Source organism: Mycobacterium pinniadriaticum, from assembly GCF_026242045.1.
In the GTDB taxonomy this organism is placed as follows: domain Bacteria; phylum Actinomycetota; class Actinomycetes; order Mycobacteriales; family Mycobacteriaceae; genus Mycobacterium; species Mycobacterium pinniadriaticum.
In genome coordinates this window covers 13,486-32,556 of sequence record NZ_JAPJDO010000033.1, presented here as the reverse complement: position 1 = coordinate 32,556, position 19,071 = coordinate 13,486, and the positions used below count along the sequence as shown (strand labels likewise).

22 protein-coding genes are annotated in these 19,071 nt (G+C 63.3%); 17 read left to right on the top strand and 5 right to left on the bottom strand.

What is annotated here, in order from left to right; translation table 11 throughout:
• Window positions 1-20 precede the first annotated feature (20 nt).
• The 4 genes from ORI27_RS25885 to ORI27_RS25870 all read right to left on the bottom strand — a co-directional run bounded on the left by ORI27_RS25885 (window position 21) and on the right by ORI27_RS25870 (window position 3,434).
• On the bottom strand, window positions 21-827 hold the full coding sequence (locus ORI27_RS25885; protein WP_265999969.1) for an amidohydrolase family protein: 807 nt from the start codon (window positions 825-827) through the stop codon (window positions 21-23).
• Between the two features lie 292 nt (window positions 828-1,119).
• A complete protein-coding gene (locus ORI27_RS25880) occupies window positions 1,120-2,085 on the bottom strand; it encodes a dihydrodipicolinate synthase family protein (RefSeq protein WP_265999947.1) in 966 nt (321 codons plus the stop codon).
• Window positions 2,082-3,191, bottom strand: a complete 1,110-nt coding sequence (locus tag ORI27_RS25875; RefSeq protein ID WP_265999946.1) for a cupin domain-containing protein — start codon at window positions 3,189-3,191, stop codon at window positions 2,082-2,084. Before ORI27_RS25875 ends, ORI27_RS25880 begins: the two co-directional genes overlap by 4 nt.
• A 21-nt stretch (window positions 3,192-3,212) precedes the next feature.
• Entirely contained in the window at window positions 3,213-3,434 is a 222-nt protein-coding gene (locus tag ORI27_RS25870; RefSeq protein ID WP_265999945.1) for a ferredoxin, read from the bottom strand.
• Window positions 3,435-3,732: 298 nt separating this feature from the next.
• Here ORI27_RS25870 and ORI27_RS25865 point away from each other — a divergent pair, with 298 nt between their 5' ends.
• Genes ORI27_RS25865 through ORI27_RS25825 form a run of 9 tightly spaced genes read left to right on the top strand, consistent with a single transcriptional unit; the run spans window position 3,733 to window position 10,654 of the window.
• Window positions 3,733-4,914, top strand: coding sequence for an acyl-CoA dehydrogenase family protein (locus ORI27_RS25865; RefSeq protein ID WP_265999944.1), 1,182 nt, complete (start codon window positions 3,733-3,735; stop codon window positions 4,912-4,914).
• Between the two features lie 17 nt (window positions 4,915-4,931).
• Window positions 4,932-5,366, top strand: a complete 435-nt coding sequence (locus ORI27_RS25860) for a nuclear transport factor 2 family protein (protein WP_265999943.1) — start codon at window positions 4,932-4,934, stop codon at window positions 5,364-5,366.
• Between the two features lie 27 nt (window positions 5,367-5,393).
• The gene (locus tag ORI27_RS25855) at window positions 5,394-5,789 is read left to right on the top strand and encodes a nuclear transport factor 2 family protein (RefSeq protein ID WP_265999942.1); all 396 of its coding nucleotides are present in this window, start codon (window positions 5,394-5,396) and stop codon (window positions 5,787-5,789) included.
• 40 nt (window positions 5,790-5,829) lie between these two features.
• Window positions 5,830-6,396, top strand: a complete 567-nt coding sequence (locus tag ORI27_RS25850) for a VOC family protein (protein ID WP_265999941.1) — start codon at window positions 5,830-5,832, stop codon at window positions 6,394-6,396.
• Between the two features lie 3 nt (window positions 6,397-6,399).
• A complete protein-coding gene (locus ORI27_RS25845; RefSeq protein WP_265999940.1) occupies window positions 6,400-7,230 on the top strand; it encodes an SDR family NAD(P)-dependent oxidoreductase in 831 nt (276 codons plus the stop codon).
• Window positions 7,231-7,240: 10 nt separating this feature from the next.
• Window positions 7,241-8,641 (top strand): aromatic ring-hydroxylating oxygenase subunit alpha, encoded by a 1,401-nt coding sequence (locus ORI27_RS25840; RefSeq protein WP_265999939.1) that lies wholly within the window; start codon window positions 7,241-7,243, stop codon window positions 8,639-8,641.
• Window positions 8,638-9,237 carry an aromatic-ring-hydroxylating dioxygenase subunit beta gene (locus tag ORI27_RS25835; RefSeq protein WP_265999938.1) on the top strand — a complete coding sequence of 200 codons (600 nt, stop codon included), beginning with the start codon at window positions 8,638-8,640 and terminating at the stop codon, window positions 9,235-9,237. Before ORI27_RS25840 ends, ORI27_RS25835 begins: the two co-directional genes overlap by 4 nt.
• Window positions 9,234-9,809 carry a YceI family protein gene (locus ORI27_RS25830; protein WP_265999937.1) on the top strand — a complete coding sequence of 192 codons (576 nt, stop codon included), beginning with the start codon at window positions 9,234-9,236 and terminating at the stop codon, window positions 9,807-9,809. The genes ORI27_RS25835 and ORI27_RS25830 overlap by 4 nt, the downstream gene beginning before the upstream one ends.
• Window positions 9,800-10,654 (top strand): fumarylacetoacetate hydrolase family protein, encoded by an 855-nt coding sequence (locus ORI27_RS25825; RefSeq protein WP_323055672.1) that lies wholly within the window; start codon window positions 9,800-9,802, stop codon window positions 10,652-10,654. Before ORI27_RS25830 ends, ORI27_RS25825 begins: the two co-directional genes overlap by 10 nt.
• A gap of 4 nt (window positions 10,655-10,658) precedes the next feature.
• On the opposite strand, the gene ORI27_RS25820 is transcribed toward ORI27_RS25825, so the two are convergent.
• Complete coding sequence (locus ORI27_RS25820; protein ID WP_407666429.1) at window positions 10,659-11,261, bottom strand: TetR/AcrR family transcriptional regulator; 603 nt, start codon at window positions 11,259-11,261, stop codon at window positions 10,659-10,661.
• A 198-nt stretch (window positions 11,262-11,459) separates the two neighbouring features.
• Here ORI27_RS25820 and ORI27_RS25815 point away from each other — a divergent pair, with 198 nt between their 5' ends.
• The 8 genes from ORI27_RS25815 to ORI27_RS25780 are packed head-to-tail and all read left to right on the top strand — an operon-like array spanning window position 11,460 to window position 19,007.
• On the top strand, window positions 11,460-12,536 hold the full coding sequence (locus ORI27_RS25815; protein WP_265999935.1) for a DODA-type extradiol aromatic ring-opening family dioxygenase: 1,077 nt from the start codon (window positions 11,460-11,462) through the stop codon (window positions 12,534-12,536).
• Window position 12,537: 1 nt separating this feature from the next.
• Window positions 12,538-13,296: an SDR family NAD(P)-dependent oxidoreductase gene (locus tag ORI27_RS25810; RefSeq protein WP_265999934.1), complete on the top strand. Its 759-nt coding sequence runs from the start codon at window positions 12,538-12,540 to the stop codon at window positions 13,294-13,296.
• The gene (locus ORI27_RS25805) at window positions 13,293-14,579 is read left to right on the top strand and encodes an aromatic ring-hydroxylating oxygenase subunit alpha (RefSeq protein WP_265999933.1); all 1,287 of its coding nucleotides are present in this window, start codon (window positions 13,293-13,295) and stop codon (window positions 14,577-14,579) included. Before ORI27_RS25810 ends, ORI27_RS25805 begins: the two co-directional genes overlap by 4 nt.
• On the top strand, window positions 14,576-15,097 hold the full coding sequence (locus ORI27_RS25800; protein WP_265999932.1) for an aromatic-ring-hydroxylating dioxygenase subunit beta: 522 nt from the start codon (window positions 14,576-14,578) through the stop codon (window positions 15,095-15,097). Before ORI27_RS25805 ends, ORI27_RS25800 begins: the two co-directional genes overlap by 4 nt.
• A 43-nt stretch (window positions 15,098-15,140) precedes the next feature.
• Window positions 15,141-15,983, top strand: a complete 843-nt coding sequence (locus ORI27_RS25795; RefSeq protein WP_265999930.1) for a fumarylacetoacetate hydrolase family protein — start codon at window positions 15,141-15,143, stop codon at window positions 15,981-15,983.
• Entirely contained in the window at window positions 15,984-17,618 is a 1,635-nt protein-coding gene (locus ORI27_RS25790; protein WP_265999929.1) for an AMP-binding protein, read from the top strand.
• Window positions 17,619-17,635: 17 nt separating this feature from the next.
• Window positions 17,636-18,211: a carboxymuconolactone decarboxylase family protein gene (locus ORI27_RS25785; RefSeq protein WP_265999928.1), complete on the top strand. Its 576-nt coding sequence runs from the start codon at window positions 17,636-17,638 to the stop codon at window positions 18,209-18,211.
• On the top strand, window positions 18,204-19,007 hold the full coding sequence (locus ORI27_RS25780) for an enoyl-CoA hydratase-related protein (RefSeq protein ID WP_265999927.1): 804 nt from the start codon (window positions 18,204-18,206) through the stop codon (window positions 19,005-19,007). The genes ORI27_RS25785 and ORI27_RS25780 overlap by 8 nt, the downstream gene beginning before the upstream one ends.
• Window positions 19,008-19,071 lie beyond the last annotated feature (64 nt).

Here is a 19,071-nt window from a genome sequence, read left to right as displayed (position 1 = left end):
TCGGAGCGAATATTGCGCAGTCAGCCCAGGCATTTTCCCAGCATTTCCGCGGCTGTCGTTGAGGCCACCGAATCGGTCACCTGTTGGGCCAGGCCGGCTGCGAAAAGTGCTTCGCCTGCAGGTCGTTCGGCGATTACGAACGGGTAATCGGTCCCGACCGCAACCCGGTAGGCACCGACCCGGGCGATCAGTGCGCCCACTGCTGCGGGGTCGAACACAAGCGAGTCATAGTAGAAGCGACCGGCATACGACGATGGTCGGTCGCTCGTGCCTGCAGCCTCCGGCACGCATTCCCAAATACGGTCGATCCGCGGAAGCATGGCCAGGAAGGCGCCTCCGCTGTGCGCGAGTAGGATTTTGAGCCGCGGATACCGATCGAGCACTCCGCCGATCACCAATGATGCCGCTGCAGAGACTGTCTCGGCTCCCATGCCGATTGAGTGAACCAGTCCATGCTCCATGAGTCGATCGGCACCAAGCATGTTGTAAGGATGCACGAAGATCAACGCACCCGTTTCCCGGCAGGCGGCAAAGAACGGATCCAGCGCAGGGTAATCGAGATTGCGCCCTCCGACATTGGAGCCGATCTCCACTCCAGCCAGCTTGAGACCCCCGACGATGTCCAGCACCATCTGAGCTGCCCGTTCGGGATCCTGCAGTGGAACGGTGCCAAGTCCGGCGAATCGAGTTGGATGATCGCGGACCACACCGGCGACCCACGCGTTCTGGAAATCCGAGAGGTCAGCAACCCCGTCCGCGCCCAGCCCGTACGAAAACGTGACGGGGATGGGTGAGATCACTTGCAGGGAAACTCCATCTGCGTCCATGTCCTCCAGACACTTTGCTGGGTCCCAACATTGATCAGTGATGGACCGGAAATGCCGCCCATCCCGAACAATGTCCGCAGTACACGGTCCGGTCTCAACAAGTTCTGGCCACGAGCCGCCGAAGCGTTGGGCGAAGTCAGGGAGATTGTGCGGAAGGGCCGTGCGTGTGCACATTGATCGTGTGTCGGTGCGGGCTGGGAGTAAGCACCATTATGACGGGCCCGCGTCCTTTCACTGAAATCACCTCACCCGAGCGTGGGTCCGCAAGGCCACCATCACCGGGAGTGAACCGCTACCGATCGCTGTGGTACTCGCGTTCCAGCTGCGCCCACCTGCGTCCGGTTTCCTCACCCCCGGCGATCATGTCCGCGGGAGCGTCGGTGTAGGGCGGTCGGCTGGGCCCCGGGTCGATCAACCCGGCGGCACGGAAACGAGCCCGTCCCACCGGGATGCTGTAGTCCATGAAGCGCGACATGTCGTCACCGAACTGCGGTTTCAGCGCCCAGTTGACCTTCTCGGAGATCGCCGATGCCGCGTCCCAGTCCCGCAACAGCACGGCCCGAGACAGAGCCACCAAAGGCGCTGGCGCACAGGCCACATTCCCCGACCAGCAGGCGGTGGCCAGGCCAGGGAATCGCCTTGCCGCGGCGTACCAGTCGCTGTCGAGGGGGAGTACGGCAACTTTGTCGCCGACAGCCTCGATGTCGCGTTCCAACGTCGGCCCGCCGGCGTGTTTGGTCGCCACGATGTCCGGCAGCTCGGCCAACCTCTGGTAGGCCTCGACGCTGATCTTGCCCTTGAAAGCGGCGGGATTGTCGTAGACGACGACGGGGACACCGGGCAGTGCCTCTGTGAGGTCGCTGTAGAACCGGACGATTGCGTCGTCGTCGAGCGGCAGCCACATCGGGCGCCCGACGAACAGGCCATCGGCACCGGCTTGAATGGCCTGGCGGCCCAGGAAAATGGTGTCGCGGGTGTTCAGCGTGGTGACACCGGCGAAGAACGGGGCCCGACCGCGAACCACCTTGGCGATGCAGGTCGTGAAGGTGAGCCACTCGTCATGGGTGAGCGACGCGCACTCGCCGAACGTCCCGGTGGACATAACGAATTCGATTCCGGCGCCGATCACCGCCTCGATCATCTTCTCGGTCTCGGCTGTGTTCACGGTATCCTCGGCTCGCCAGCTGCCCGCGTCGCTGGTGGCCGGGGTGGGAACGATGCCCACCACGCCTCGGATATCGGCTCGGCTGAAGCTCATGTCGCCAAACGTTCCCGTGTCAGGTCGGCCGGCACCGTGGGATAGGGAGCGGTCCCGAATGAGTTGTGCGGTTCCTCCCGGTACATTCCCAGTGCGCTAAGCAGGGGGGCATCGGTCGCGGAGAACAACACCGCTTCGGTGCTGAGCGAGGTGTTGATGTGTTGATGCCACATCCAATTCGGGATCACGAACGAATCGCCCGTCGACCAGTCGAGCCTTTGGTCACCGACGTGGGTAGTGCCCTCGCCTTCGACCACGTAATACACCGCACTGGAGGTGTGCCGGTGCCGCTGGGTCTGCAGACCGGGGCGGAGTAACTGGGCGAAACAGTCGATGGTCGGCAGCGTCGGACCGCCGGTGATCGGATGCGAATAGTGCAGTATCACGGCGTCGAACGGGCTGCCCTCGCGGCCAGCGAACTCACGCAGCAATGGCCTGACATCGCGCCACGCGTACCGGAACGGAATTCGGGCATGGTGGCGGCGCTCCCAGGCCGGTCGAACCGGTGAGGAGCGATGGCTGATGAAGTCAGCACGATCTTCGCGCAGAGGCTGCGTACTGCCCCCGTACGGCTCGAAGAAGATCTGCCGCAGATACCCCATCACCGGCACGTCGAGGATGTCGATCCAGATTCCCCGCTGGTCGCTCTCATTATGGTGGTCGTGCCAGGTGTAGGCCGGCGTGATGATGAGGTCGCCGTTCTCCATGGCGAGCTTCTCGCCGTCGACAGCGGTGTACAAATCTGCACTGCCATCGACAACGAACCGCAGTGCGTTGATGGAATGGCGATGTGCCCAAGCGATTTCGCCGGGCAAGGTGATCTGCATACCCATCGCGAGGGTGGGGGTTGTTCCATCGACCCCGGGGCCGGGATTGATGAATGTGAAATTGCGCCGGGCGGCGTCGTTGGGCCTGACCGCGCACATCTCCGCAAGCGCACGCTCCACGAGTTCCCGCTCCCATAGGAACGGCACGCCGGCGGGAAGGGGGCCGTCGGTCAGTCGCACCAACTGCGCGTCGTACTGCCACTGACCGCGTAGATGTAGTTCGCCGAGATGTGCGTCGAATTCGGCCAGCACCTGACCCTGCTCACCTGTCGTCGTCATGTAGCGCGCCCTGGCCGGCGACTAAGCGCCGTCGTCGCGGGTGAGGGTGATGGCACTGTCCGGGCATGCCGCTGCACCGCGGCGCGCCTGTTCCTCGAGTCCCGCGGGAACCGTCGCGGGCGCAAAGGCGTATCCCTGGTCGTCGATCGAGTACACGTCGGGACCCTCAGAGGCGCAAAGGGTATAGCCGCAACACTTCGACCGGTCAATGGTGATGCGAAGTGGTTGCTCGTTTACTGCCATGGTGACGGTTCCTCCGGTTTGGCGCCCCGGGCCGGACTGGCGGGGCCCCTCGATGCGACAATTTAGTTAAATTGTGTCCGATATGAATAACTTGCTCCAGGATCACAAGTACGGCTGCAGTCGTGCGCCCAGTGGAGCGGACGGGGTTGTGTGCGTGGGAACCACCTGACCCTGATCTCTTGACCTGAAGTGTTACTGAACACATACTACGATTAGTGTTTAAAACATTCAATCCACTCAACATCTGCAGCCCCGACGGTGACAGCCGGGGCCGGCTTCGTCAATCTGGAGGAACTGCATGACAACCATCGAGGCCGGCACGACCACGGTGCTCGACGCCGTCCGGAAACTGACCCCGGAAATCGCGGAGCGGGCCGATGAGATCGAGAAGGCCAAGGTGGTGCCGGCCGACCTGCTCGAGCGGCTCGCCGATGCCGGTGCCTTCCGCATGTTCGTTCCGCGCCAATACGGCGGGGAGGAGATGAGCCTGCCGGACGCGATGGCCGTGATCGAGGAGGTGTCGCGGGCGGATGCGTCAACAGGTTGGACCGTGATGATCGGCGCCGACTTCGGGCCGGTCTTCGCCCGCCTCTCCAAAGAGGTGCTCGACAACGAGATCTATGCGGACGGGCCGAACACGATGGCACGGGGTGCCTTTGCCCCGAAGGGTGTGGCTGTCGTGACTGAGGGCGGCTACATCGTCAACGGGCAGTGGCCGCTGGCCAGCGGGAGCTACGAGCATCAGTGGGTGATGGGCAACTGCATCGTGCTGGACAACGGCGCTCCCCGAATGAGCGACACGGGCATCCCGGAAATGAAACTCGCCATGGTGCCGACCGCGCAGGCCCAGTTCCTGGACACCTGGGACTCGGTGGGGCTGCGGGCCACCAACAGCAACGACTTCGTGCTCAAGGACGTCTTCGTTCCCGAGCATCACACCGGTGAGTTCTTCGGGCCTGCCGGGGTGGACACGCCCATGTTCCGGCTGCCGACCCGGCTGGCGCTGGGTCCGACCCACGTCGCGGTCGTGCTCGGTATCGCCCAGGGCGCGCTGGATGATGTTCGCGAGCTCGCCAAGACCAAGCGGCCGGCCTTCAACCCCATTGTGCGGCTGGCCGAGGACCCCGTCTTCCAGTTCAGGCTTGGCCTGCTCGACACCCGCCTCGCGGCCGTGCGTGCCCTCTCCGAGAAGGAGACCCAGCTGATGTGGGATGCCGCCGTCGCGAACGAACCGATCACGACGATGGCCGCGGTGCGCCAGCGTGCCATGGTGGCGCGGACTCACACCGAGTGCGTGGAGATCGTCAACGAAGCCTTCGCGCTCGCGGGCAGCAATGCCATGTACAACACCTCCTCGATTCAGCGCCGCTTTCGCGATATCCGTACCGCGGCCCAGCATGTCGCGGCGAGTGCGGAGATCTACCAGATCCTCGGCGCCCTGTTCGTCGAGGAACCCGTCCCCGCGTCGGCCCTGATCTAGCCGGGAGGTTGACCCGTATGACCTCCACCGAGACGATGACGACCGAGTGGGAACTGGTCCGCCTCAACAACGATTTCGCCTACTACATGGACGTCGGTGACTTCGAGTCGATGATCGGACTGTTTACTCCGGACGCAGTTTTCGACCGCGCGGGCAACGTCCACCACGGTCACGACGAGCTGCGCCAGGGCATGCGCGAGCGGCCGAAGGCGACCACCCGGCACCTACTCACCAATTTCCATTTCAGCAACGTGGGGCCGGACTCCGCCGAGGCCGTCGTCTGCTCGATGGTCTATCACGGGCCACCTTCGGACAACGGCGAGCCGGTCGTGTACGCCACCGACAACGGGCGCGTGATGGAGTTCCACGACAAATACACCAAAATGCCTGAGGGCTGGCGGATTTCGGAGCGAATCGCGCGGGCGATCTTCACCCCGAAGGTGTGGCCGTGACAGGCCTGATCAGGGAGAGCGAGAATAATGGCTGACGAACACAACAACGTGGCCGCGACAGTGGACAAGTTCTTCACCGCGCTGGCTACGGGGGACCAGACGACGTGCGAAGCACTGTTCACCGATGACGCAGTGGTCTGGCACAACTACACCCAGCAGGAACTACCGAAGAGCGAAGCACTTGCAGCACTTGCGGGTTTGGCGCAAATGCAGGCCGAGTTCCACATCGTGGGGCGTGACTTCACCGATGGCACGTGCATTCAGCGACATGTCGTGCGGGTGACACTGCCGAATGGCGATACTGCGGCCATTCCGGCGATTCAACGCATTTCACTCTCGGGCGGCCGGATCCGGCGAATCGAGGAGTACATGGATTCGGCCCAGATGGCCGCGGCGATGCAAGCACTGCAAGCCGGAGTATGACCGGCCCAACAACTCGGCGAGGAATAGGAAGGAACCTGTAATGCCTGGAATCACCGACAAGTTCACCGGCGAACCTGTTCTGAAGGTCCAACGGCTCGGTCACGGCACCCTGGGGGTCGTCGACATCGCCAGGTCCCGCCGCTTCTACGAGGAGGTGCTCGGTCTGGAGGTGATTCAGCCCAGCGCCCGCTCGATGATGATCCGGCTCAATACCAACCACGCATACGCGGTGGTGGAGACCGGCAAGGAGAGCTCCATGACGATGCTGGATCACAACGGTCTCGACGTGGGCAGCGAGGAAGAAGTGCACGCCGCCTACAAGAAGCTCGTCGAACTCAAGGACGAGTGGGGCCTCAAGACGATCACCGAGCCGCGACACATGCACGGGGACACCTCGTTCTACTTCACCGACCCGGACGGCAACTGGTGGGAGATCGTCGCGGTGCGCGAAGGCGGTTATGCAGTGGACTTCTCGGACCCCGAGCGCGATATCACCGGGCTGCACGAGTTCGACGGTGAGGGCGGCAACGTGAACTTCAGCCACACCCACGACCCCAACTTCCGGGCGCGCGTGCGTGAGGTCCTTGACGCCAAGAACAAGGCGTAACTGGTGAGCCGACTGGACCGAAAGGTTGCCGTCGTCACCGGCGCCGGCAAGGGCATCGGGCGGGGAATCGCCCGCCGGTTTGCCCGTGAGGGCGCCAAAGTGGTGATCGCCGAGTTCGACGCCGACGCGGGCAAGCGGGTCGCCGAGGAGCTTGGTGCGCTCGGCGGCGAGGGCTTGTTCGTGCAGACGGACGTGTCTCGCAAGGCAGACATCGAAGACGCGATCGCGGCCGCCCAAGACTCCTTCGGTGGGTTGGACATCCTCGTCAACAACGCGATTTCGCTGACCCCGGACGTCCCGCTGGAGCAGAAGACGGACGAGATGTTCGAGCAGACGCTCGGCGTCGCGCTGTGGAGCGTGTGGTGGGGGATGCAGACCGCGTTCCCCGTCATGAAAGCCGCCGGGGGCGGGCGGATCATCAACTTCTATTCGATCGACGCCGACAACGGAAACTGGGTGCACGGTGACTACAACACCGCCAAGGGCGGCGTGCAGGCGTTGACCCGCACGGCCGGTTTCCAATGGGCCAGGCACAACATCCTGGTCAACGCGATCGCACCGATCGCCGCATCAGCCGCCTTCGAGGAGATGGTGTCTGCCAATCCTGCACTGCTCGAAGCGGTTCCGCTGATGATCCCCTGCGCACGGATGGGGGATCCAGAGGAGGACATCGCCCCCGTGGTGGCGTTCCTGGCCAGCGACGAGTCACGCTTCATCACCGGCGCGACCATCCCGGTCGACGGGGGACTGCACGTACCGCGGCTGAATACCCGCCCGCCGGACCCCTCGGTATTCGACTCACTTCCCGGCAGCCCCGGGTCGGAAAACAAGTAAGGAGATCGTCGTGACTATCGACGAGGTGAAACACGCCAGGACCGGACCGGTACTCGCGGACGGGACCCCGCTGTCGGAGTTGATCGACAGGGACTATCGGGAGGTCTCCCTGCGGGTCCTCAACGATCCGGAGCTCTACCAGCTGGAGCTGAAAAACCTCTTCGCCAAGGCCTGGACGGTGGTGGCGCACGAGGACGAAATCCCCAACGTCGACGACTACGTCCTGCGGTACGTCGGCGAGGATCAGGTCATCATCAGTCGCGCCGCCGACCGCAGCATCACGGCAGCGTTGAATGTGTGCGCGCACCGGGCAGCGAAGGTGTGCCGGTTCGAGGCCGGCAACGCCAAGAACTTCCAGTGCCCCTACCACGGATGGGTGTTCAAGTCCGATGGCACCTTCCAGGCGGCCCCCGTCGCCCGGGAGACCATGCAGGGCCACCTGCGGAGCAAGGACGAACTCGGGTTGCAGCGCGGGCGGGTTGAGACCTACACGGGGATGGTCTTCGTCACCTTCGATGAGACCGCACCGTCACTGCGAGACTATCTCGGCCCGATGACTTGGTACTGGGATCTCATGTTCGACCGGACCCGGCGCGGCATGACCGTCCTGGGCCATCCGCAGCGCTTCATCATCCCCGCCAACTGGAAGTGCGCTGCCGAGCAGTTCGCCGGAGACATCTTCCACACCCTGACGCTGCACCGCTCCATGCAGGAGTTGGCGCTGCTGGGAGCGGCGGCCGAAGAGCCGGCTATGGCCGGTGTGAGCGCTGGCTTCAACGGCCACTTCGTACGATGCTTCGACCTGAGCGAAGAGCACTACCTCACCGCAATGAAGGGCAAGAATCTCGCCGCGATGTCCCCGATGGAGCGGCTGCGGCTGGCACCACCGCCGGGAATGTCACCCGACATGGTCGAGGACTTGCCCCAGCGATTCGACGAGGGACAACTCCAAGTGCTTACGCAATTCACCCCGCAGGTGGGTCAGCTGTTTCCCAACGTCGCAGTTTTCGCGATGCCGTTCCAGTTCCCGGACGGAACCGTTTCGGCATTCTTCAGTTGGCGGGTGTGGGTTCCGAAGGGGCCGGACCACTTCGAGTTGTTCCACTGGACTCTGGTCGAACGCGACGCACCAAAAGAGCTCGCCGAATCCATGAATCTGATGACAGCTGCCACGTTCGGGATAAGCGGGTTCGTGGAGGCCGACGACACAGATACCTGGCCGATGCAAAGCCAGGCTGCGCGCGGCGCGTTGGGGCGTCAGTCGAAACTTCGCTATCAGGCGATTACCGGGGAGAACAGGCCTCACGACTGGCCAGGTCCCGGGCAGGTCTACGCCGGATTCCCGAAGGACGACACGCAGTGGAACTTCTGGCTGCGCTACAGCGAGTTCATGGAAGGGAGACCGTGGTGACTGCAGAAGCCACACCGGACATCGACGCCGCCCTGTCAGGCGCGGCAGCCCAGTCGGGTGTCAGCTATCCGACACCGCGCGGGGCACGAATCCCGGTGACCGATCCGCGACATTTCGAGATCGTTGGGTTCCTGGAAGACGAGTCCGCACTGCTGGACTCCGATGACCTGACCGGCTGGGCCGGTCTGCTCGCACCCGACATCGTCTATCGGGCCCCGGTGCGCACCACACGTGATCACCGCAACAGCGGCGTCTTCGAATCAGACATGTACCTGTTCAACGAGAACATCATGACCCTGATGCTCAAGATCATGCGGATGACACAGACCGACAGCGCCTGGGCTGAGAATCCGCTGTCCCGCACCCAACGGATTGTGCACAAGGTGCGGGCCTTCCAGACGGACCTGGCAGGCGAGTACGAGGTGCACAGCTCCGTGCTGTTACTGCGGTCTCGCTACGACGACTCGAAGCTCGAGCTACTTCCGGCCCGGCGAGTCGACATCCTCCGCGGAGGTGACGAGTGGAAGATCGCATCGCGCACCATCTTTTTCGACCAGGCCACGCTCGGCGTGCAGAACCTCGCGATCTATCTGTGAGCAACGGACGCGAATTATCTGCTGCGGCAGCGATTCCTGGCTATGCGGCAGGCACGTGGTCGATCGATGCGGTCCGGTCGACGCTGAGGTTCACGGTCAAGCATCTGGGCGTACAGACTGTGCGCGGAACGCTGCGGATCGAGGGGCAGATCGTTGTGGCCGACGACCCGTCGGGTTCCGCCGTGGTCGCGACGGTCGACCTCGGCTCGGTCGATACGAAGAGCAAGGGGCGTGATAAGGCGATCCGGTCGGCTTCGCTGCTGGACATAGCGAGCCATCCGACAGCGGAATACCGTTCGACGGGAGTCAACCCTGATGTCGCCGGCGGCAATCCGCAAGGTTTCGTGCTGGACGGGGAGCTGACCTTCATGGGGGTCACCCGGCCGGTGCCATTGCGGATTCAGGTGGAGCGGTTCATCCAGGACGAGGGTCGGACGAGGCCGATCTTGATCGGACAAGGGCAGTTCGCCCGTCGTGACTTCGGGTTGGTCTACCGCGCCCGCCCGCGGTTCCTCGATCGCGGGATCGGACAGACTGTGCACATGGAAATACGGCTGGAGGGATCACCCTGAAAATCGCGAGAATCCGCTTCCGGGAAACTGATTCGTGGGCGGTGGTCGACATCGACGCCGCCACGGTGCAGCCCATCCGCGGTGAGATAGCCGATTGGGGTCCCGCAGCATCCGAGGGCCGGGCGGACTTCGAGCTCACCGGCCCGCCGGTACCGCTCGAGGACGTTCGCCTCTTGCCGCCCATCACCCCGACTTCCACGATCGTCGGGGTCGGAATGAACTACTGGACGCACCTGGAGAAGCTCGGTATCACCGAGCGGCCACCCAGCACAGTGGGTTTCCTCAAGCCGCAAGCTGCGATCATCGGGCACGACGACGAGATGGCCAACCCCGCGATCACCGACCAGCTGGACTTCGAGGTCGAGCTGGTGGCTGTGATGGCACGGCCGGCCACCGAAGCCGACGGACACTTGACCGACGCCGTGCTCGGCTACACCGTGGGCAACGACGTCAGTGCCAGGGACGCTCCGTCCCCGATGGGTGGGCTGGACCTGTTCACGATGAAGGCGCTCACCGGAGCGACTCCGGTGGGGCCGTGGATCACCACCAAAGACGAGTTCGGCGGGTCGGGCCAGATCGATGTCGAAATCTTGTTGCGCGTCAACGGTGAAGAGCGCCAACGTGATCGGACCGCAAAGATGATCTGGAACCTCGACGAGTGTCTTGACTACGTGGTCGAGAGGGTGGCGCTGAGCGCCGGCGACATCGTGTTCACCGGCACCACCGACGGTGTTGGAATGGAGGATGGCCGATTCCTCCAGGAAGGGGACGTCGTAGAAGCCGAGATCGAAGGTATCGGGGTGCTGCGCAACGTTGTTGGCGCGAAACGTTCAAGAGGCGCCTAGATGGTCAGCTTACGGCCTTGCGGCGGCCTGCTCCGCGCGACTTCTTCGGTTCCAATCCCGCGGCGATGCCGAGTGCGACGCACAGGTCGCGCAGATCATGGTAGTCACCTGCCGGCATGAAATAATTCGAAAAGGCGATGCGGACAATGATTTCTACGACATCATCCACGGTCACCACGCCAAGTTGGACGGCGGGGCTGTGAGCCAGGACCGGCTCAAGGGCGTCGTGAATCACTGCCGACAATCGCGGCACAACATTCTTGATGTAGGCCAGTACGAAGCCGGGTTCCATCTGGCCGAGTTGCACTGTCGCGGGATTGTCCTGCCAGAACCGCAGCATGACATCGACGACGACGCGAAGGCGATCGGCGGGCTCGGGCTCGTCTGCAATCGCCTGCTGGATGATGCCTCTCAGCCTCATCATGTAGTAGTCACCGAGTGCCGAGAGAATGTCTTCTTTGTTCTTGAAGTACCGGTAGAGCGTCCCCGGGGACACGCCTGCCTCCGCGGCGATGTCGCTCATCGTCAGTTTCTTCGGGCCCTGACGGGCCAGCGCATTGAGCGTCCCGTTGAAGATGCGGGATTCGGTGGATGCCCTAGCTGCCAACAGACTGGCCTTCCGTTGTCGACGTTGAGCCCGCTGGAGTCAAGCGCGCACTTGAGGTGAATCATAGCGCAACTGATCGTGTAGAAGATATTGTAGAACATGCACACAATCGATATTATTTGTTCTAACTACCAAAGGCGTGTTTCCCGGTCCCCGGCGTCGGCGGGCTGAACAGCGATCGAGGAGGATCACCGAACTATGGGTGCTGTACTGGCCGTAGGCGCCACACATTTCCCGCCGCTAGCACTGCCCGACGAGCGAATGGCCGATGTGTATCGGTGGGCGCTCCGCGATCCTGAGCTGCCCGAGGAGAAGCGCGACCCAGCCGCCCTGTCAAGTCTGCTTGTGCGCGAGCTGGGCGACGACAACGGCTTGGCCGCGGCGGCAGCCCACCGCGCAGGACTGCGAAAGAACTTCCAACGGGTACGCGACGCGCTCGACGACTTCGCCCCTGACGTCGTGCTGATCTGGGGTGACGATCAGTACGAGCTGTTCCACGAAGACTGCGTTCCGCCCTTCGCGGTGTGTGCGTTCGACGATCTGGAGACGCAGCTGTGGCAACGCCCGTTTTACAAGGGCCGGCCGAACGCGTGGGGTGAGGCCGAAGACACGCCGTACCCGATCAAAGGAGCGGCCCGGGCGGGCAAGAAACTCACCACCGAACTGCTGGGCCGCGGTTTCGATATCGCCTACAGCTACCAGCCCCTACCGGACCGGCCGATGCCGGCCGCATTCGCGAACACGCTCCGGTACCTCGACTGGAGCGGTGAAGGCTTCCCGTATCCCTCGTTGTTCTTCTCCATCAACTGTTATGGCCGCAGGTTGGTCAAACACAAGGGTGGCTTGGCCTATCTGAGCAGCATGCCCAAGGACATCTCCGAACTGGATCCGCCGGCGCCTGCGCCCGCGCGCTGCTTCGACCTCGGCGCGGCTGTTGCCGAGATCTGCCTCGAGAGCAAATCACGGGTGGCCCTGGTCGCGTCATCGAGTTGGTCGCACGCCTTCCTCAATGAGGCGAGCCACTTCCTGCTTCCGGACACCGGCCGGGACCGGGAGTTGTTCGCGCAGCTCAATGACGACAAGCCAAGTGCCTGGCGCGATGTGACCCTGGCGGAGGTGGAGCAGGCCGGACAGCACGAGATGCTCAACTGGTTCTGTCTTGCCGGTGCCGTCGACCGTCTCGGCGTTCGTCCCGAGTGGATGGAGATGATCGAGACCGACCTGTTCACCTCGAACAAGGTCTTCGGCGTCTACCAGGTGGCAGGGGGCAACTGAGGTGGGCGCATTCACGGGCAAGTGTGTCATCGTCACCGGTGCGGCGGGCGGTATCGGGACGGCGCTGAGTGAGCGATTCGCCGTGGCCGGAGCATCGCTGGTGCTGGCCGACACCAACGATGAGGGCCTGGCCAAATTGGCCGCCAAGCTCGAAGGCGATCATGCGGCGCCGGTGGTCACCAGCGCCGGTGACCTGAGCACGCGGGAAGCGGCCGAAGAGATGGTGCGGCAGGCGGTGTCGGTCTTCGGTCGCCTGGATGTGTTGGTCAACAACGCCGGTGGCGGTGTCATCCGGCCGACACTCAGCCACACTGAGGAGACCCTGCAGGCCACCATCGACCGCAACCTCTGGTCGGCGTTGCGGTCGACGCTGGCGGCATTGCCGGTGATGCTCGAGGCCGGCAACGGCCGAGTCATCTTCATGGGCGCCGATTCGGTACGCAACGGCCTCGAGGATCACGCGATATACAACGCCGCCAAAGGGGGCGTGCATGCGGTGGCAGGCAGCTTCTCCCGTGAATTCGGTAAGCAGGGCATCACTTTCAACGTGGTGGCGCCGCCGGCTGTCCGGTCGCCCGAGTTCGAGCGGTTCCTGCGGGAGCAACCCGAGCTGACCCAGCGCTTCGTCTCCCAAATCCCGATGGGCCGGCCCGCGGAGATGAGTGAGGTTGCCGCTCTCGTCGAGTTTCTCGCGGGTGAGGAGGCGGGATTCATCAACGGCCAAGTGGTCGGTGTGAATGGGGGGTCGACACTCGCATGACTGGCAACGGGTACAAGGATCTGGTCGTCGAGACCCCGGATGTGGATTTCCGGGTACATCGATCGGTCTTCACCGACGAGGAACATCTGAAGTGCGAACAGAAGACCATATTCTCCAACAAGTGGCTCTACGTGGGACACGCTACCGAGGTGGCTCAGCCGGGTGACTTCGTCACCCGAACGGTGGTCGGCGAGCGGCTGATCATGTGCCGGGACAAGAGCGGTGAGCTTCGTGTCTTCTTCAATGCGTGCCGTCACCGTGGTGCGTTGGTCTGTCGCGAGGCGAAGGGAAATACCGAGCGATTCCGCTGCCTCTACCACGCGTGGACGTACAAGAACTCGGGCGAGTTGATCGGTGTCGCCGAGCGCGCGTCGTTCCCAACTAGTTTCGACCCCGAGAACTTCGGCTTGGATTCGCCCAGGTTTGAGGTGTACCGGGACTTCGTCTTCGCGACGTTCAACCGTGACGCACAGCCGTTGCGCGACTACCTCGCTCCGGTATTGCCTTACCTGGATTCCATCATCGACCAGTCGCTGACCGGACAGATGGAAGTGGTTGAGGGAACACACATCTACCGGATGGGTGGCAACTGGAAGCTCATCGTCGAGAACAGTCTCGACGGCTACCACGGCATGGCCGTGCACAAGACGTATTTCGCCTTCCTCAACAGCCGGGGCTACGACCTCGGCGGAGGCTTGGACGGAGTGGGATTGAGCCTGGGCAACGGACACGTGATGATGCGCTACAAGGCGCCATTCGGCCGGTCCGTCGCCAAACCTGCACCGGTGATGAGCGAGGAGGCCAAGCAGCGAGTCGACACCATCGCAGCGCAGCTGGTGGACAAGTTCGGCGACGAGACCGCCGAACTCGTGGGGCAGACCTCGAAGAACATTCTTATCTATCCCAACCTGTTGATCATCGACGCCGCGTCGCTGCAGTTGCGGGTGCTCGACCCGATCGCCGTCGACCACACCGATGTCACCGCGTGGTGCCTGGCCCCCGTCGGCGAGGACCCAGAACTGCGCAAGCTCCGCATCCAGGGTTACTTGGAGTTCCTCGGACCCGGCGGATTCGCCACCCCCGACGACAATGAAGTCATCGAAGCCTGCCAGGAAGCCTTCGGGCAGGTGCGGGGGACCGAGTGGTCCATCGTCTCCAAGGGAATGGGGAAGGACGTTCCGAGTCTCACCGACGAGGAACAGATGCGCGGATTCTGGCGTCAGTGGCAGAAGGACCTGGTCGGGACCGATGAGGTCGCGATGTCGGGAACCGAGCAGTCATGACCGAGATGCTGCGAGGCAATCGGGCGACCGTTGACCGCGACACCGCATACGAAGTCGAATCGTTCCTCTATCACGAAGCCGAGTTGCTGGATTCGTGGAAGCTGCCGGAATGGCTGCAGCTGCTGACCGAGGACTGCACGTACCTCGTTCCGTCTACGGACGCAATCGATTCCACGACCCCTGACAAGACGGTCTTCATCATCGCCGATTCTTACCCTCAGATCGTGGGAAGGGTGGAACGCCTGGAGAGTGAGATGGCGTTCGTCGAGCGACCACGCTCGCGCACCCGGCGGTTGATCACGAACGTGCGCGTTCATGACAACGATGCGAGCGGTTTCGAGGTGCTGTCGAACTTCGCCGTCTATCGCTACCGGCGCAGTGCCTCACACCTTTTCACGGGTGAGTACCGCCATGTGCTGGTACGCGGCGCGGACGGTGGTTTCCGCATCCGGGAGCGTCGGGCCACGCTGGACTGCGAGGAACTCCGACCGCAAGGAAAGGTCAGTTTCATTCTGTGAAAACCGAAATCAATCGGCCAATCGGCCGCGGAGGTGAATCCTGGTGCGTGTAGCCAATGTTGGTGACCGGTTGACTCTGGTGGTCGAGGGCGGCGGCATCGACGTCGAAAAGGCCAGCAACGGTGTCTTTTCGGCCGACCCGGCGGCCATCTACGACCGGTGGGCGGAGTTTCGGCGCTGGGTGGACTCGGGGGTTGATTTTCCGGTGGACCCGATCGACGAGCAGAGCCTGGGAGCCCCGTCACCAAGGCCGCGTCAGGTGTTCTCGATCGGCGCTAATTATCCCGACCACGCCGAAGAGGCCGATTTCACCCTGCCCGACGTGATGGAGGTGTTCTCGAAGTTCCCTTCCTCGATCGCCGGGCCGAACGCCGCCGTCCCGCTGCCTAAGGCCACGGTCGACTGGGAGGCCGAACTGGTCGTCGTCATCGGGACGGTGGCGCATCGGGTGACCAAGGACACGGTCTGGGATCACGTCGCCGGAGTCATGGGCGGCCAGGACTACTCGGAACGCGACCGGCAGATGGCTGCCAGCCAGTGGGGCCTGGCCAAGTCGTATCCGGCCTTCGGTCCGACCGGGCCGTGGCTGGTGACGCCGGACGAGTTTCCCAACCCGGACGACATCGGCGTCACCTGCTGGGTCAATGGTGAGCAGGTACAACACGCCCGCACCGCGCGGATGATCTACTCGGTTCCGGCGATCGTGGCCGAATTATCGGAGTTTTGCACGCTTTACCCCGGCGATCTGATCTTTACCGGGACGATGTCCGGCGTTGGCTTCATCCGCAAACCGCCCCGATATCTGGCACCGGGCGACATTGTCGAGACCGAAGTCGAGGGGGTTGGACGGATGCGGAACCGAATGGTGCAGGGCGGGGCCCGATAGATGCCGGGAACGAGGGTGATGCGCCGCTGGCACGATGAAGCGCAGGCGCGGAAGTACCGGGACGCCGGTATCTGGGGTGACAAGACAATGCCCGAGATGTTCGACGAACACGTCGCGGCACACCCAGACAAGCTGGCGGCGATCGATGGCGAAGTCCGTTGGACCTACCGCGAATTGGCCGATCTCACCCAGCGCGGTGCCCAACTACTGCTGAATCTGGGCGTCCGGCCCGGTGACCCGGTGGCCGCCCAGGTACCCACTTGCGCACTGCTGCCGTTGATCCAACTCGCGGCGAACCGCATCGGCGCTTACATGGTGGCGATGCCCACTCGGTGGCGTCGGGCGGAGGTAGGGTCACTGCTCGCCACGATCGGTGCGGAGGTGCTGATCAGTGTCGAGTCAGACCGGGACATCGACGTCCGGGCACTGCACGAGGAGCTGCGCCCGGCACTGCCGGATCTGCGTGAAGTGCTCTACGCGCGAACAGGGTCGGCGGGTTCATTCGAATCGCGCGTGCGGGCCACCGAACCGATCGATCCCCGGACGGCACGCGGGCTGCGGCCCGACCCGGATCAGCCTGCGCACGTGATGTGCTCGTCGGGGACCACCGGTGTGCCGAAGGCCTCGCTGTGGAGTGCCAACGACATGATCGCCTTCCTGGTTCACCAGACGGCGTCGGCGCTCGAGTTGACATCCGATGACGTGGCCGGCGCGATCGCGCCCGCCGGACAGGGTTCCACCGGCTATATCTTCCCGATTCTGATGCCGCTTCTCGTCGGTGCCACCAGTGCCATGTTGGAGGACTGGAAGCCGCAGCCTGCGCTGGATCTCATTGCGCGCGAACGGTGCACGTACGCCACCGCCATTCCGACCCAGTTGGTCATGCTGCTCGACCTCGATCTGGAAGCCGTGGACCTGTCGGCCTTCACCCGGTTCAACAACGCGGGCGCGCCGCTGCCGCCTTTGGTGGCCGAGGAGATCGAACGGAGAATGGGCTGCCGGGTGCAGAACGTGTACGGGACGACCGACGGCGGCGTACCCACTATGACGACCGTCGGCGATCCGGACTGGGCACGGTGGAACACGGTGGGCAAGGTCTGTGACGGTGAAGAGATTGAATTGCGAGCCTCGGACGGCACCGTGGTGGCACCGGGAGAGACCGGTGAGGTGTTCTGGCGGGGTGCCAACAAGACGTGGGGCTACCTGAACCAGCCCGCCTACGATGACGCGAACTGGGATGGCAAGGGCTGGTACCGCTCTGGGGACTTGGGTTGCTTCGAGGACGGCTACCTGCGCATCGTGGGACGGGCCAAGGACATGATCCTGCGGGGCGGCATGAACATCTTTCCGTTTGAGGTGGAGACCGTGCTGATCAAGCATCCCGCCGTCGCTGCGGTGGCGATCATCCCGGTCCCGGACGATCGGCTCGGTGAGCGGGCGTGCGCGGTTGTCGTGCCCGCGGGTGAACCTCCGACGTTGAAGGATCTGACGGATTTCCTTGACGCGCAGGGTCTTGCCAAGTTCAAGTTCCCAGAACAGCTTGTCTTGCTCGACGAGCTGCCCACCAACCCGGGCGGAAAGGTCGACAAGTTGTGCCTACAGCGACTAGTCATCGAGCAAACCCAGCCGGCTTGAGAAGCTGATTCGTCAAGGTGGATTCCATCGCTGGAAAAGCGCCGAGCCGCATCCCGTATCTCGCTGCTGTCGATGCGCCGGAGACGGTTGCCAAGCGGTTGGCGGCGCTGCCCGACCTGAATGTATTCAAGCTCATGGCACATGCGCATGACTCCTTCGACGCCTGGCTCAGATTCGGCGGCAGCCTGCTCAGCGATCTCACGCTGGACGACCAGCTGCGCGAGCTGGCGATTCTGCGGGTCGCTCATCTGACACCCGGTGCTGATTACGAATGGGTTCAGCACGAGGCGATCGCCCGGGAGATCGGTGTCGAGCCGACGCGGATCGCCGCGGCACGATACGAGGTCCCGGCAGAAGCCGACGACGCGCTGGTGTTGTCCTTCACCGAGCAGGTGGTTCTGTCCGCGATGCCCAATGACGAAACGTTCGCCGCCTGCGCAGCACGCTTCAGCAGCCGGGAGATCGTGGAACTCATCCTGGTCATCGGTCAGTACATGATGCTGGGCCGCCTCATGGCGACCGCACGCATAGACATCGACCTCCCAACACATCTGGACCAGCTGGTCCGCGAACGGAAAGGCCGACATGGCTGACTACGAAGACATCATCTACGACGTGACCGACCGCGTCGCGACTGTAACTATCAACCGACCGAAGTCGCTCAACGCATTCACGCGAACGACACTGCTCGAGATGGTCGAGGCGATCTCGAAGGCCGGCGCTGATCCGCAAGTCGGTGTCATCGTCATCACGGGAACAGGCGAGCGCGCCTTTTGTGCCGGCGGCGATGTCAACGCGGAGGCCGACGGAGCGCTGGAGAATCGCGGCGAGGAAAACCGCGGCCTCGAGAACTACGTCAAGGATGTGTATGCCGCGATTCGGCAGAGCCTGAAACCCACAATCGCCCGGGTCAACGGCTACGCGATCGGCGGCGGAAACCACATGGCCTACTTCTGTGACTTCACCATTGCCTCGGAAACAGCGGTATTCGGTCAGAACGGACCGCGGGTGGCGAGTCCGGCCCAAGGTTGGATCGTCTCCTACCTTGTCCGGGTCGTGGGCGCCAAGCGCGCTCGGGAGATGTGGTTTCTGTGCCGTCGGTACTCGGCGGCTCAGGCTCTGGACTGGGGTCTGGTGAACGCGGTGGTCCCCGCGGCTGATCTTGATGCCGAGGTGCGTCGGTGGGCAGATGAACTGCTGGCGATGAGTCCCACTGTGCTCAAACTGCTCAAGATGTCGTTCGATGAGGAGTACGCACCGATGCGCGATTACCAGGAGAACGAATACTTAACCGTGGTCAAGCCGGACTTTTTCGCCAGTGGTGAGCAGGACGAGGGCGCGCGCGCCTTTCTGGAGAAGCGCACGCCGAACTTCGATGCATGGAGATGATCCGGCCGCACTTGCGCTAGTGAGAGAGGTCGGGGGCGAAACGGAAATGTGACGGCGTCGATGT

What these genes read in the sequence shown, in the direction of transcription:
- ORI27_RS25885 (WP_265999969.1), bottom strand. Translation starts at nt 827, where the DNA reads ATGGACGCAGATGGAGTTTCCCTGCAAGTGATCTCACCCATCCCCGTC.
- ORI27_RS25880 (WP_265999947.1), bottom strand. Translation starts at nt 2,085, where the DNA reads ATGAGCTTCAGCCGAGCCGATATCCGAGGCGTGGTGGGCATCGTTCCC.
- ORI27_RS25875 (WP_265999946.1), bottom strand. Translation starts at nt 3,191, where the DNA reads ATGACGACGACAGGTGAGCAGGGTCAGGTGCTGGCCGAATTCGACGCA.
- ORI27_RS25870 (WP_265999945.1), bottom strand. Translation starts at nt 3,434, where the DNA reads ATGGCAGTAAACGAGCAACCACTTCGCATCACCATTGACCGGTCGAAG.
- ORI27_RS25865 (WP_265999944.1), top strand. Translation starts at nt 3,733, where the DNA reads ATGACAACCATCGAGGCCGGCACGACCACGGTGCTCGACGCCGTCCGG.
- ORI27_RS25860 (WP_265999943.1), top strand. Translation starts at nt 4,932, where the DNA reads ATGACCTCCACCGAGACGATGACGACCGAGTGGGAACTGGTCCGCCTC.
- ORI27_RS25855 (WP_265999942.1), top strand. Translation starts at nt 5,394, where the DNA reads ATGGCTGACGAACACAACAACGTGGCCGCGACAGTGGACAAGTTCTTC.
- ORI27_RS25850 (WP_265999941.1), top strand. Translation starts at nt 5,830, where the DNA reads ATGCCTGGAATCACCGACAAGTTCACCGGCGAACCTGTTCTGAAGGTC.
- ORI27_RS25815 (WP_265999935.1), top strand. Translation starts at nt 11,460, where the DNA reads ATGGGTGCTGTACTGGCCGTAGGCGCCACACATTTCCCGCCGCTAGCA.
- ORI27_RS25805 (WP_265999933.1), top strand. Translation starts at nt 13,293, where the DNA reads ATGACTGGCAACGGGTACAAGGATCTGGTCGTCGAGACCCCGGATGTG.
- ORI27_RS25800 (WP_265999932.1), top strand. Translation starts at nt 14,576, where the DNA reads ATGACCGAGATGCTGCGAGGCAATCGGGCGACCGTTGACCGCGACACC.
- ORI27_RS25790 (WP_265999929.1), top strand. Translation starts at nt 15,984, where the DNA reads ATGCCGGGAACGAGGGTGATGCGCCGCTGGCACGATGAAGCGCAGGCG.
- ORI27_RS25780 (WP_265999927.1), top strand. Translation starts at nt 18,204, where the DNA reads ATGGCTGACTACGAAGACATCATCTACGACGTGACCGACCGCGTCGCG.